Origin of the sequence: Stakelama portus, assembly GCF_003171655.1 — a bacterium.
In the GTDB taxonomy this organism is placed as follows: Bacteria; Pseudomonadota; Alphaproteobacteria; order Sphingomonadales; family Sphingomonadaceae; genus Sphingomonas; species Sphingomonas portus.
This window is the reverse complement of record NZ_QFZL01000004.1, coordinates 277436-289504: the sequence shown is the minus strand read 5'-3', so window position 1 is coordinate 289504 and position 12069 is coordinate 277436. Positions and strand designations below refer to the sequence as shown.

The 12069-nt window shown below is 64.6% G+C and carries 13 protein-coding genes; 5 read left to right on the top strand and 8 right to left on the bottom strand.

The annotated features are described in order from the left end of the window. Positions 1-74: 74 nt before the first annotated feature. The 4 genes from argF to DKB74_RS12830 all read right to left on the bottom strand — a co-directional run bounded on the left by argF (position 75) and on the right by DKB74_RS12830 (position 4442). Positions 75-992, bottom strand: coding sequence for an ornithine carbamoyltransferase (gene argF / locus DKB74_RS12845; protein ID WP_109808555.1), 918 nt, complete (start codon positions 990-992; stop codon positions 75-77). A 138-nt stretch (positions 993-1130) separates the two neighbouring features. Then, a complete protein-coding gene (locus tag DKB74_RS12840) occupies positions 1131-2327 on the bottom strand; it encodes an aspartate aminotransferase family protein (protein WP_109808554.1) in 1197 nt (398 codons plus the stop codon). A gap of 163 nt (positions 2328-2490) precedes the next feature. Continuing rightward, positions 2491-3444, bottom strand: a complete 954-nt coding sequence (locus DKB74_RS12835; protein WP_205007879.1) for a calcium/sodium antiporter — start codon at positions 3442-3444, stop codon at positions 2491-2493. Between the two features lie 143 nt (positions 3445-3587). Next, the gene (locus tag DKB74_RS12830; protein WP_109808552.1) at positions 3588-4442 is read right to left on the bottom strand and encodes an ABC transporter permease; all 855 of its coding nucleotides are present in this window, start codon (positions 4440-4442) and stop codon (positions 3588-3590) included. A 65-nt stretch (positions 4443-4507) separates the two neighbouring features. On the opposite strand from DKB74_RS12830, the gene DKB74_RS12825 reads away from it, so the two are divergent. Next, positions 4508-5173, top strand: a complete 666-nt coding sequence (locus tag DKB74_RS12825; protein ID WP_109808551.1) for a GcrA family cell cycle regulator — start codon at positions 4508-4510, stop codon at positions 5171-5173. Between the two features lie 82 nt (positions 5174-5255). On the opposite strand, the gene DKB74_RS12820 is transcribed toward DKB74_RS12825, so the two are convergent. Continuing rightward, positions 5256-5627, bottom strand: coding sequence for a hypothetical protein (locus DKB74_RS12820; protein ID WP_109808550.1), 372 nt, complete (start codon positions 5625-5627; stop codon positions 5256-5258). A 92-nt stretch (positions 5628-5719) separates the two neighbouring features. Between DKB74_RS12820 and parE the strand changes: the two genes are divergently transcribed. The 4 genes from parE to DKB74_RS12800 all read left to right on the top strand — a co-directional run bounded on the left by parE (position 5720) and on the right by DKB74_RS12800 (position 10247). After that, a complete protein-coding gene (gene parE, locus DKB74_RS12815) occupies positions 5720-7705 on the top strand; it encodes a DNA topoisomerase IV subunit B (protein ID WP_109808549.1) in 1986 nt (661 codons plus the stop codon). An 85-nt stretch (positions 7706-7790) separates the two neighbouring features. Further along, complete coding sequence (locus DKB74_RS12810; RefSeq protein WP_109808548.1) at positions 7791-8315, top strand: RNA polymerase sigma factor; 525 nt, start codon at positions 7791-7793, stop codon at positions 8313-8315. Continuing rightward, the gene (locus DKB74_RS12805; RefSeq protein ID WP_109808547.1) at positions 8312-8890 is read left to right on the top strand and encodes a hypothetical protein; all 579 of its coding nucleotides are present in this window, start codon (positions 8312-8314) and stop codon (positions 8888-8890) included. Before DKB74_RS12810 ends, DKB74_RS12805 begins: the two co-directional genes overlap by 4 nt. Before the next feature lie 34 nt (positions 8891-8924). Next, positions 8925-10247 (top strand): serine hydrolase, encoded by a 1323-nt coding sequence (locus DKB74_RS12800; RefSeq protein WP_161956867.1) that lies wholly within the window; start codon positions 8925-8927, stop codon positions 10245-10247. 7 nt (positions 10248-10254) lie between these two features. Here the strand turns inward: DKB74_RS12800 and DKB74_RS12795 are convergent, their stop codons facing one another. The 3 genes from DKB74_RS12795 to apaG are packed head-to-tail and all read right to left on the bottom strand — an operon-like array spanning position 10255 to position 12063. Then, positions 10255-10794, bottom strand: a complete 540-nt coding sequence (locus DKB74_RS12795) for a GNAT family N-acetyltransferase (RefSeq protein WP_109808545.1) — start codon at positions 10792-10794, stop codon at positions 10255-10257. A gap of 56 nt (positions 10795-10850) precedes the next feature. Continuing rightward, entirely contained in the window at positions 10851-11642 is a 792-nt protein-coding gene (locus DKB74_RS12790; protein WP_109808544.1) for a LysR family transcriptional regulator, read from the bottom strand. A 22-nt stretch (positions 11643-11664) separates the two neighbouring features. After that, complete coding sequence (gene apaG / locus DKB74_RS12785; RefSeq protein ID WP_109808543.1) at positions 11665-12063, bottom strand: Co2+/Mg2+ efflux protein ApaG; 399 nt, start codon at positions 12061-12063, stop codon at positions 11665-11667. Positions 12064-12069: the final 6 nt, after the last annotated feature.

Below are 12069 nucleotides of genomic sequence, written 5' to 3'. Positions count from 1 at the left end.
GCTTCGACAGGCTCGGCGCGAACGGGAAATATCGGTTCAGGGCAACAGATAGGATGCCCTGAGGCCGAAACAACTTACCCGATCTGGCCGAAGCACCAGCGCAGCACCGATTTCTGGGCATGGACGCGGTTTTCCGCCTCCGGCCAGATCCGGCTTTGCGGGCCGTCGATCACTTCGGCAACCACTTCCTCGCCGCGATGCGCGGGCAGGCAATGGAGGAAGATCGCGTCGGACTTCGCCTGCGCCATCAGCGCCTCGGTCACCTGATAGGGCATCATCGCCGCGAGCTTTTCCTCGGCATGCGCCTGTCCCATCGAAATCCAGGTATCGGTGACGATGACATCGGCTCCGGCGACCGCAGCGACCGGATCGCGGCTCAGCGACGCACGGTTTCCTGCGGCACGCATCACCTCGGGCGAGGGATCATAGCCTTCGGGGCAGCAGGCGACGACATCGAAGCCCATCAGCCCGCCCGCTTCGACAATCGAATGCAGGACATTGTTGCCGTCGCCCAGCCAGGTCCATTTGAGCCCGTCGAGCGGCTTGCCCGCCTCGATCACTGCCTGCATGTCGGCCATGATCTGGCACGGGTGCGAATGATCGGTCAGGCCGTTGATCACCGGCACGCTGGCATAATGCGCCATTTCCTCGATCTTGGCATGATCGTCGGTACGCACCATGATCGCGTCGCAATAGCCCGACAGCACGCGCGCGGTATCGGCGATGGTTTCCCCGCGACCAAGCTGGCTGGTCCCGGCATCGAGGATCACCGCGCTGCCGCCCAGCTGGCGGATCGCCATGTCAAAGCTGACTCGAGTGCGCGTCGAGTTTTTTTCGAACACCATCGCCAGCGTGCGGCCGGCAAGCGGTGCGTCGGGATCGGGCTGGCCCTTGGGCAGCCCCTTGCGTGCCGCCTTGCGGCTCGCGGCATCGGCAAGCATCGCGGCGATGGCTTCGCTGCCGGCATCGGACAGGTCGAGAAAATGTCTCATCTAATTTCTCCCCGGCACGGGGAGGGGGACCATGCGCAGCATGGTGGAGGGAGTTCTCCACATGCGCTGCGTTTATGGCTCGCCCCCTCCACCAGCCGCTGGCTGGTCCCCCTCCCCGCGAGCGGGGAGGAGTTGGGTTCAATCGCCGCTGGGCGGCGTATAGCTCCGCGCGGCTTCGCTGAGTTTCTGGACGCACTCGGACACATGACTGTCCTCGATCACCAGTGGCGGCAGGACGCGGACGACATTCTCGCCCGCCGCAACCAGCAACAGTCCGTGATTGTCGCGCGCATGCGCCACGAAATCGCGGCTGACCGCCGGGTCTTTCAGCTTGATGCCGAGCATCAGCCCCATGCCGCGCACGCTGTCGAACAGGCTGTCGTGATTGGGGATCATCTGCTCGAGCGCATTGCGCAGCCGGTCGCCCATCGTGCGGACATGCTCGAAGAAACCCGGTTCGAGCATCACGTCGAGGATCGCCTGACCCGCCGCCATGGCGAGCGGATTGCCGCCATAGGTGGAGCCGTGGGTGCCGAACACCATGCCCTTGGCCGCTTCCTCGGTCGCGAGGCATGCGCCGAACGGAAAGCCGCCGCCAATGCCCTTGGCCGACGCCAGGATATCCGGCTCGATGCCATATTGTTCATAGGCGAAATAGGTGCCGGTCCGGCCATAGCCGCACTGAACCTCGTCCAGAACGAGCAGCAGCCCCTTTTCATCGCACGCCTTGCGCAGGCCCTGAAGGAATTCAGGGCTGGCCGGGCGGATACCGCCCTCGCCCTGCACCGGCTCGACCAGGAATCCCGCCGTGTTCTCGTCGATCAGCTCGAGCGCGGCTTCGAGATCGTCGAACGGCGCATATTTGAAGCCCGGCGCGAGCGGCTCGAACCCTTCGCGCATCTTGGGCTGGTTGGTCGCCGAAATCGATCCCATCGTCCGCCCGTGAAAGGCGTTGTGGAAGGTGATCAGCGTGTGCTTTTGCGGATTGCCGCTCGCATAGTGATAGCGGCGCGCGGTCTTGATCGCGCACTCGACCGCTTCGGCGCCCGAATTGGTGAAGAACACCGTGTCGGCAAAGCTGTTGTCGACGATCCGCTGCGCCAGCTTCTCTCCCTGCGGCGAACCGTAGAGATTGGAAACGTGCATCAGCGTCGCGGCCTGATCCTGAATCGCCCTGGTCAGATGCGGATGGCCATGGCCCAGCGCATTGACGGCGATACCGGCGGCGAAATCGAGATAGCGTTCGCCTCGCTCACCGATCAGATAGCAGCCCTCGCCTCGCACCGGACGCACATCGCACCGTGGGTAAACGGGCATGAGTGCGGTGATAGACATCGGAACTGCTCCTCCAATTGCGTGTGAAAAACGAAACCTTCAAACAAACGAAAAAGGGCGGCCCAGCCGGACCGCCCGGAGCGGGTAATTACCGGCTGGGGCATGGGCGCGTCAACACCGGTTTTACCGTGTGTCGCCGGGCCGCAATTGCGCCCGCCGCCCGCTATATCTGCGAAAGCAGCGCGATATAGCCGGCATAGGCCAGCAACATCGCCAGCCCGATCTTGCGCCCGATGCGCCGCACCAGCAGCAACAGCGCGACGAGCAGCAATGTCGCGGCGGCAAGCGCCCAGCCGTCGAAGCGAATCATGCTGGCGGGCACCGACAGGGGCTGAACCAATGCCGTGACGCCCAGAATGCCGAGCAGATTGAACAGGCTGGATCCGATGACATTGCCCAGCGCCACTTCGGAATGTTTGCGCAGCGCAGCCACGACCGACGTCACCAGTTCGGGCAGCGAAGTGCCGACCGCGACGATGGTGAGGCCGATCACGGCCTCGGACATGCCGAATTCGCGCGCCAGTTCGATCGCGCCATCGACGAGCAGCCGCGCGCCGCCGACGGTCGCCGCCATGCCCAGAATCGCAAGCAGCAACGCCGGCACGACCGCATAATCGGGCGCAGCAGTGGCTGCTTCGCCCGAGTCCGGCGGCGTGGCGGTTCGGCGACGCTCGCCGAAATAGGCCCAGAGGATGTGCACCGCGAGCAATGCCAGGAATCCCGCGCCGATCAGGCGATCGACCCGGCCCAGCGACACCATGACAGCGACGGTGGCGCCGGTCGCGACGACCAGCATGAACGCATCGCGGCGATAGGCGAGGCGGTCGACGGCGATCGGCATCAGCAATGCCGTGGCGCCGACGATCAACAGGATATTGGCCATGTTCGACCCGACGACATTGCCGATGGCGATATCGGGCGATCCCGCGAGCGCCGCGATCACGCTCGTCACCAGTTCGGGCGCAGACGTGCCGAATGCGACGATGGTCAGGCCCGCGAGCAGCGGCGAGACGCCCAGCCGCGCCGCCAGCGCGACCGAACCGCGCACCAGCAACTCGCCCCCCAGCGCCAGCAATGCGGCGCCACCGAGCAACAACAACAGCATAGGGAAATCCATCGCGCTTCTTCCTGCAGCCGGCATCATCAGGAAGAAACGTCCGACATCACGAACGCGCCGGCAGCGTTCGCCAGAGGGGCCCGGACCGTCAGGCCCTTATTCTGGCGATTCGGGACGAAAGGATCAAGCCGCCCCCGGGGGCGTCAGTTCTTTACCTTCCACCCCTTGCGCAGCAGCCAGTAGCAGAACAGCCCCATCGCAATATCGAGCATGAGGATCACCAGCCCACCCCACAGGACCGGCGAATCGGCAAGGCCCAGAAAGCCGTATCGGAAGCCCGAGATGATGTAGAAAAAGGGATTGAGGTGGCTGACCGTCTGAAATGCCGGGGCGAGCCGTTCGACCGAATAGAATGTGCCCGACAGCAGCGTCAGCGGCGCGACGACGAAATTGGTCACCGCAGCGGCGTGATCGAATTTTTCCGCCCAGATCGACGTCAGCACACCCATGAAGGCAAGGAACAGCGCGCCGAGGAAGCCGAACCACAATACGACCAGCGGATGCGCGGGCATGACATTGACGCCCGGCCACAGCATCATCGCCACCCACACCGCACCGCCGACGCAAAAGGCCCGCGTCACGGCGCCGCCCGCCAGCGCCGCCAGCAATTCCAGCGTCGAAAGCGGCGGCATCAGATAATCGACGATCGTCCCCTGAATCTTGCCGACCAGCAGCGAGAAGCTGGCATTGGCAAAACTGTTTTGCAGCATGCCCATGACGATCAGGCCCGGCGCGACGAAATCGGCGAAGTGCAGCGGCTGGCCATTCAGGCTGACATGACGGCCATTACCGCCCAAAGCGACCGTGAAGATGACGAGAAACAGCAAGGTCGTGACCGCCGGCGCCCAGATCGTCTGCAGCTGGACCTTGAAGAAACGCCGGACCTCCTTCACATAGAGAGTCCAAAATCCCGTCCAGTTCACATTCCGAATGGCCGGCACCCCCGGCTCAGGCAGGGAATGTCGTGCGGAAGGCTGGATCGACGGCTGGTTGTCCATGATGCGAGCGGGTAGTCGCTGCGGCGCATGGCTGCAAGCCAAGGGAAGAAATTCGAAGGAAGACCATGAGCTGGACCGACGAACGGATCGAGACGCTGAAAAAGATGTGGGACAGCGGGATGACCGCGACTCAGATCGCCGAGGAACTGGGCGGGGTTAGCCGCAATGCCGTGATCGGCAAGGCGCATCGCCTGGGCCTGCAATCGCGTCCCTCGCCCGTCAAACCGAACGAATCAAAGGGCGATTCGGCGCCCAAGGCGGCGGCTCCCAAGCCCGCCCCGGCAGCTGCGGCGCCACCGCCACCGCCGCCGAGCCCGCCGAAACAGACGCAATCGGCGCCCCCCGCCCCTGCCTCCGCAGCTCCCGCGCCGCAGCCCCAGGCCAAGAGCGACGGCCCGACGCTGCGCTCGGTCGGCCCGGGCGGTTTCGTGCGCCAGAATCCCGGCGATCAGGCCCCGCCCGCGACTCCGGCGCCGCCGCGCCGGCTGGTGCCTGCAAAGCCGAGCAAGGAAATCGAAGGCAAGACCAGCCTGCTCGACCTGAACGACCGCATTTGCAAATGGCCGATGGGGCATCCGGGCGAGCCCGATTTCCATTTCTGCGGCGACAAGGTGAACCCGGGCTTCCCCTATTGCGTCGAACATTGCGGCCATGCCTATCAGGCGCAGCTGCCGCGCCGCGATCGCCGCCCGCCGCCGCCGCTGCCGTTCGGCGGCCCGAGGGTTCGGTAATCCGCGCGCACTGACGTCGCACACGACAAACGGAAGACCGCCGCCTGCTTGTCGCAGCGCGGCGGTTTTCTTTTGGTGGGACTCAGTTGGGCGTGAACAGGCCCTGGAATCCGACGATAATCGCGATGATGCCGAAGATGGCGAGCAACAATCCGCTGCCGCTCGTCCCGCTTTTCGGCTGCGCCTTGCCGGTGATGCGATTCCACAGGAGCGCAAGCCCCACGCCGATCGCCACCAGTTCGAAATGAAAGATATGCGGGCCGGTGGTCAGATGGACGATCAGATAATAGCCGCCTGTGACCAGCGCGACGATGCCGACGATCCACCCGAACGGCGCCAGTTTGCGCGCGAAACCGGCGAGATCGTCGCCGACGCGCGGCGATTGTTCGAGCAATGCGATGGCGAGCAGGAAGCCGCCGAGGATATTGGCGAGGTCTAAAAGCAGGGCAATCATGCCCCATCAATGCGCGGCCCGCGATTTCGTTCAGCGCGCCGGGGAGCGCCGCCGCCCTTGCACTGCGGAATCGCCGGGCCCATACCGGGAACATGTCCGACGACCTGTTCGAGTCCGATCCTTCCAAATCCGGCCAAAGCTATGACGCTTCCTCGATCGAAGTGCTCGAGGGGCTGGAGCCCGTGCGCCGCCGCCCCGGCATGTATATCGGCGGCACGGACGAGCGCGCGCTGCACCATCTGGCCGCCGAAGTGCTCGACAATTCGATGGACGAAGCGGTTGCCGGCCATGCGACGCGAATCGAAATGACGCTTGAGCCGGGCAACCGGCTGACGGTCAGCGACAATGGCCGCGGCATTCCGATCGATCCGCACCCCAAATTCCCCGACAAATCGGCGCTCGAAGTCATCCTGTCGACGCTTCATTCGGGCGGCAAATTTTCGGGCAAGGCCTATGCGACATCGGGCGGCCTGCATGGCGTCGGCGTCAGCGTGGTCAACGCGCTGTCGATCGATACGGTCGTCGAAGTCGCGCGCGACCGGCAGCTGTATCGCCAGCGTTTCAGCCAGGGAAAGACACTCGGCCCCATCGAACATGTCGGCGGCACGCCCAACCGGCGCGGCACCACCACCAGCTTCACGCCCGACCCGGAGATTTTCGGCCCGGAAATGGCGTTCAAGCCCAAGCGGCTCTACACGCTCGCCCGGTCCAAGGCGTATCTCTTCGCAGGCGTCGAAATCCGCTGGAAATGCGCGCCCGAACTGGTCGAAGGCAGTGATGTTCCGCCCGAAGCGGTGTTTCAGTTCCCCGGCGGGCTGGCCGATCACCTGAAGGAACAGGTCGGCCCGCGCGAATGCGCGACCGCCGATTTCTTCTCCGGGCAACAGGAATTTCCCGATGGACAGGGGCGCGTCGAATGGGCGGTTGCGTGGCCATTGTGGAGCGACGGCAGCTATAGCTGGTATTGCAACACCATCCCGACCCCCGATGGCGGCACGCATGAAGCGGGGCTGCGCGCCGCGCTGGTAAAGGGGCTGCGCGCGTTCGGCGATCTGACCGGCAATAAAAAGGCCAAGGATCTGACCGCCGACGATGTGATGACCGGCAGCGAGCTGATGCTCAGCGTCTTTATCCGCGATCCGCAGTTTCAGAGCCAGACCAAGGACCGGCTGACCTCACCCGAAGCATCGGGCCTGGTCGAAAAGGCAGTGCGCGATCATTTCGATCATTTCCTGACCGACAATATGGATCGGGGGAAGGCGCTGCTCGGCTATGTGCTCGAACGGATGGACGAACGGCTGCGGCGCAAGCAGGAGCGTGAGGTCAAGCGCAAGACCGCGACGAGCAGCCGCAAGCTGCGCCTGCCCGGCAAGCTGACCGATTGTTCGACCGATGACGCCAAGGGCACCGAGATGTTCATCGTCGAAGGCGATTCGGCCGGCGGCAGCGCCAAACAGGCGCGCGACCGCAAGACGCAGGCGATCCTGCCGATCCGCGGCAAGATCTTGAACGTCGCCAGCGCGACCAGCGCCAAGATCCTCGCCAATCAGGAAATCGCCGATCTGATCCAGGCGCTCGGATGTGGCACGCGCAAGGATTGCGAGGCCGATAACCTGCGCTACGAACGCGTGATCATCATGACCGACGCGGATGTCGACGGCGCGCATATCGCGACGTTGCTGATGACCTTCTTCTTTCAGGAAATGCCCGATCTGGTGCGGCGCGGGCACCTCTATCTCGCCCAGCCGCCGCTCTATCGCCTGACTGCGGGCGGCAAGAGCCTTTATGCCCGCGACGACGCGCATCGCGCCGAGCTGGAGGCGACTGCATTCAAGGGCAGGAAGGTCGAAGTGAGCCGGTTCAAGGGGCTGGGCGAAATGAACCCCGCGCAGCTCAAGGAAACGACCATGGACCCGGCGACCCGCAGCCTGTTGCGCGTCCGTCTGCCCGAGGAATATGAGCAGCGCGCGGTGGTCAAGGATCTGGTCGACCGGCTGATGGGCAACAACCCGGCGCATCGCTTTGCCTTCATTCAGGAAAATGCCGCGCGGTTGGAGGAAGACGCGATCGACGCGTAACGCGCCGCCCGCAAATTTCCCGCGCGGAAATTGCGCGTGTAAGAAATCGCCGCCGCCCCGGACTAAAGGATCGAAGGGAGGCGGGATGCCCGAACGATCACGTCAACGCAGCGATGCGCTCTATGCCGATGCATGCGCCGATTATGCCCCGGCGCTTGCCCGACTGGCGCGATCTGTCGAGGCGGACCCCGAACGTGCCCGCGACCTCGAACAGGAAATTCACCTCGCGCTGTGGCGCAGCTTCGCGCGGTTCGAAGAAGCCTGCGCGCTGCGCACCTGGGTCTATCGCGTCGCGCATAATGTCGCCGCCAGCCATCAGGCGAAGGGCGCGCGCGGTGCAACGCTGGTCGACCTTGAGGCGGCCGAGGCGCTGATCGCCGACGACGATCCCGAAGCGGCGGCCGATACCAACCGCACGCTCGCCCGGTTGCGACGACTGATCGCAACGCTGAAACCGATGGACCGGAGCGTGATCCTGCTCTGGCTCGAGGGGCTCGATGCCGGCGCAATCAGCGCCGTGACCGGCATTTCGCCCGGCAATGTCGCGGTCAAGACACATCGGATCAAGGCGTTGCTGGCACGCCATTTCGCGCAGGGGAATGCAGCATGACGGACGATATCCGCCGGATGTGGCGTGAGGATGCGAAAGACGCCACCGGGCTTTCACTCGCCGAGATCCATGCACGCGTGGCGCGACTGCGTCGCCGCCTGTTCCGCCGCGATGCCATCGAATATGCGGCCGGCGCGATCGTGGTCGGCGTTTTTGGCCTGTGCGCCGTCATCATTCCCGACTGGGGCATTCGCATCAGCTGCATCGTACTGATCATCGGCACGCTGATCGTGCTGCGCAATCTGTGGACGCGGCGCATGTCGGCCACGACCGAAACCCTCGGAGAGGCCGGGGCAAGCTTCTATCGTCGCGAACTGGTCCGCCAGCGCGATTCGCTGCGCCATGTCTGGCGCTGGTATCTGGCGCCGTTCGTGCCCGGAACCTTGCTGTTCCTGCTGACCGTCTGGCACGCCATGGCGGAAAAGATGTCCGCCTCAGCCGCAGCGCTGCCGGTCATGGCGATGCTCGTCGTCGACGTCGTGCTGTTCGTCACGATAGATTGGCTCAATCGCCGCGCCGCGCGCGCGCTGGACACCGAAATCGATGCGCTCGACCGCGCGATCGAGGGGGAATGACATGCCCCGACCATTGATCCGGAAAGGAATGACGATGAAGCCGACGCTCCTTCTTGCGTGCCTTGCCGCGCTGATGCCGCCGCTGCCCGCCATCGCGCAGACCGCGCCCACCGCCGCGCCCGAGAGCAACAGCCCGGCCCATCAGCGCGCGGAGCAGGTCGCCCCCTTGCTGGCCGGCGACATCGCCTATGCCGATTTCTTCGCGCCCGACTTCCAGGCGGCGGTGCCCGAACCGCAATTCGACCAGCTTCGAAACTCGCTGATCGCGACCTATGGCAAACCGGTGGCAGTGCAGATGATCGAGCCGCGATCGGACAACACCGTCACTGCGATCCTGCGCTTTGAACGGGCGGATGCCATGATCATCGTACAGGCCGATCCCGCCCCGCCCCATGCAGTGACCGGACTGCGCATCACCGGCGTAACGCCGCATATGGCAAGCGCCGACGCGGCACTCGATGCGATCGACGCGCTGCCGGGCAGCACCGGTTATCTGTTTGCGCGGCTCGGCGCGAACGGGCCGGATGTGATCCGCGCCAATAATGCCGATGCAGCGCTCGGCGTCGGATCGAGTTTCAAATTGCTGATCCTCGCCGAACTGGTTCGCGCGACCAATGCGGGCGAGCGCAGCTGGGACGATATCGTCACGCTCGACGGCAGCGAATTGCCCGGCGGCAAATGGGCGCAAAGCCCGGCGGGAACGCAGGTAAGCGTGGCCGAACTGGCGCGCGGCATGATTTCGGTGAGCGACAACAGCGCGACCGACATCCTGCTCCACTATCTCGGCCGCGAGCGAGTCGAGGCGATGATGGAGGTGGTCGGCTGGCGCCATGCCGACGCCAACCGGCCGCTGCTGGCGACGCTCGAACTGTTCAAGCTGAAGGGCGTCGATGACGGCGCGCTGGGCGATCGCTGGGTAGCGGGCGATTCCGATGCACGCCGCGCGCTGCTTGCCGGCCCGGTGGCACAGGCGCCGATCAGTACGATTGCCCCCGATCTGTTCGCCGACGGCAAACCGGTGCGGATCGATACGATCGAATATTTCGCCAGCCCCGCCGATCTGATGCGCACGATGAACTGGCTACGCATCCATAGCGCCGACAATGCCGCTGCGCGCGAAATCCTGTCGATCAATCCGGGCGTGTTCGCGGGCGCCGCCGCGCAATGGGATTATATCGGCTATAAGGGCGGATCGGAGCCGGGGGTCATGAACATGACGCTGCTGCTGCAGGCGAAAAATGGCGACTGGTACGCATTCAGCGCGAGCTGGAACGATACCGACGCCGCGATCGATGAAATGGGCTTTGCCGGGCTGGTAAGCCGCTTTGTCGAACTTGCGCCCGACAGTGAATTCTGAAGTCTGGTCAGGCCGGGCGCGGGGCGTCCGGCCAATCGCTGGCGAGCAGACCGTAAATCACCGAATCGCGCACGCCGATATGGGTTTCCCATTCGCCGCGCAGCGTGCCTTCCAATTGAAAGCCCAGCGATTCGAGCAATCGCCGCGAACCGGCATTTTCCGGATCGGTATCGGCAAAGACGCGGCGGTTGCCCTCGGCAAATAGCTGATCGATCACGGCGCGTACCGCTTCGCGGGCAAAGCCGCCGCCCCAATGGCTATGGGCGAGCAGATAGCCGATCTCGACCACCTTGCCCTGTCGTTTTTCGCCGGCTGCGACAAAGCCGATCACTGCATCGTCGCGCTTGTCGAGGATCGCCCAGCTGCGCCATGAATCGGAAAAGCGGGAAAAATCCTCGAGGCCATCTTCGATGCTCGCATAGGGCGGGCGCGACCACCAATGCATCGCATCGGGGTCTGACATGGTCGGGAACAGCGACACCGCATCTTCCGGCACCCGTTCGCGCAATCGCAGCCGGTCGGTTTCGAGTTGGGGCGTTTTGCTCATGGTTTCGCGGTACCGGCCTGCATCAGCAGCAACGCGATCAGCGGAATCGGCATAGGCTATTCTCCCAGCGCTTCGACCAGTGCCTTCACCTTTTTCTGGCGCCATTGCGGCAGCGGCGCGACCAGCCAATAGCCATAGCGCGCCGGTTTCGGGTCGCCGACCACCACCACCTTGCCCGCGGCGATATCGCCGCGCGCGAGCAGTTCGGGCACGGTCGCGCGCCCCAGCCCCGCCGCCGCGGCATCGAGCGCCAGCCCCGCATCGGCAACGCGCATCAGCGCATCGGTGTCTTCGGCCAGGCAGCCGGGCCAGCCGATCTTGGTATCGGCGCCGCCAGCGGGATGTTCGACCGTGACCATGCCGTCCGATTCAAGCGCCTCGCCTTCATGTTCGCCCGGACCTTCGCCCCAGCGCAGCGCGAGATCGAGATTGGCTTCGGTGAAATCGATGCTGTCATCGGCGGGTACGATGCGGAAGCGCAGATCGGCGTCGGCCTTCGCAATTTCCGAAAGGCGCGGCATCAGCCATTTGGCGGTCAGATCGCGCGGCGCGGCGATGGCGAGCGATTTGGACGATTGCCCTGCCTGCATCGCGCGGACGGCTTCCTCGAACTGGAGGAATCCCGAACGCAGCGCATCAAGCCCGGCCTCACCCTCCGGCGTCAGTTCCAGCCCGCGCGTGGTGCGGCGGAACAGCACGACGCCCAGCGTATCTTCGAGCGCGCGGACCTGTTGCCCCACTGCCGCCGGCGTGACCGCCAGTTCGTCGGCCGCGCGCGTGAACGACAAATGCCGCGCGGCGGCATCGAGCACGCGCAATCCGTTCAATGGAAGATGGGTACGCTTCATTCCGGACGGCCCCCTGAAACCCTCACCCGGCCACTGCCGGTGCGATCAGGGCGAATTTGGGAATGGCGACATCGAATGTCGAACCATTCTCGCCAAGCATATGATAATGGCCGCGCATATTGCCGGTCGGCGTCGATAGCGGGCATGCCGACACATAGTCATAGCTGCCGCCCGGCGCGATCAGCGGTTGTTCGCCGACCACGCCTTCGCCTTCCACGGTATGGCGACCGCCGCGCCCGTCGGTGATGATCCAGTGACGCGTCAGCAGCTGCACCGCCATGTCGGTGCCGTTTTCGATCCGGATGTGATAGGCCCAATACCAGCGACCGCGATCGGGCTCCGACTGTTCGGGCAGATAGCTGACCGACACGCGCACGGTTACGCCATGTGTCGTCGCGACTTCGCCGAACAATGCGTCCATTACGCC

Excerpts from the sequence above, each read along its gene's own strand:
- argF (WP_109808555.1), bottom strand. The coding sequence starts at position 992 with ATGAGACATTTTCTCGACCTGTCCGATGCCGGCAGCGAAGCCATCGCC.
- DKB74_RS12840 (WP_109808554.1), bottom strand. The coding sequence starts at position 2,327 with ATGTCTATCACCGCACTCATGCCCGTTTACCCACGGTGCGATGTGCGT.
- DKB74_RS12835 (WP_205007879.1), bottom strand. The coding sequence starts at position 3,444 with ATGGATTTCCCTATGCTGTTGTTGTTGCTCGGTGGCGCCGCATTGCTG.
- DKB74_RS12830 (WP_109808552.1), bottom strand. The coding sequence starts at position 4,442 with ATGGACAACCAGCCGTCGATCCAGCCTTCCGCACGACATTCCCTGCCT.
- DKB74_RS12825 (WP_109808551.1), top strand. The coding sequence starts at position 4,508 with ATGAGCTGGACCGACGAACGGATCGAGACGCTGAAAAAGATGTGGGAC.
- DKB74_RS12820 (WP_109808550.1), bottom strand. The coding sequence starts at position 5,627 with ATGATTGCCCTGCTTTTAGACCTCGCCAATATCCTCGGCGGCTTCCTG.
- parE (WP_109808549.1), top strand. The coding sequence starts at position 5,720 with ATGTCCGACGACCTGTTCGAGTCCGATCCTTCCAAATCCGGCCAAAGC.
- DKB74_RS12810 (WP_109808548.1), top strand. The coding sequence starts at position 7,791 with ATGCCCGAACGATCACGTCAACGCAGCGATGCGCTCTATGCCGATGCA.
- DKB74_RS12805 (WP_109808547.1), top strand. The coding sequence starts at position 8,312 with ATGACGGACGATATCCGCCGGATGTGGCGTGAGGATGCGAAAGACGCC.
- DKB74_RS12800 (WP_161956867.1), top strand. The coding sequence starts at position 8,925 with ATGAAGCCGACGCTCCTTCTTGCGTGCCTTGCCGCGCTGATGCCGCCG.
- DKB74_RS12795 (WP_109808545.1), bottom strand. The coding sequence starts at position 10,794 with ATGAGCAAAACGCCCCAACTCGAAACCGACCGGCTGCGATTGCGCGAA.
- DKB74_RS12790 (WP_109808544.1), bottom strand. The coding sequence starts at position 11,642 with ATGAAGCGTACCCATCTTCCATTGAACGGATTGCGCGTGCTCGATGCC.
- apaG (WP_109808543.1), bottom strand. The coding sequence starts at position 12,063 with ATGGACGCATTGTTCGGCGAAGTCGCGACGACACATGGCGTAACCGTG.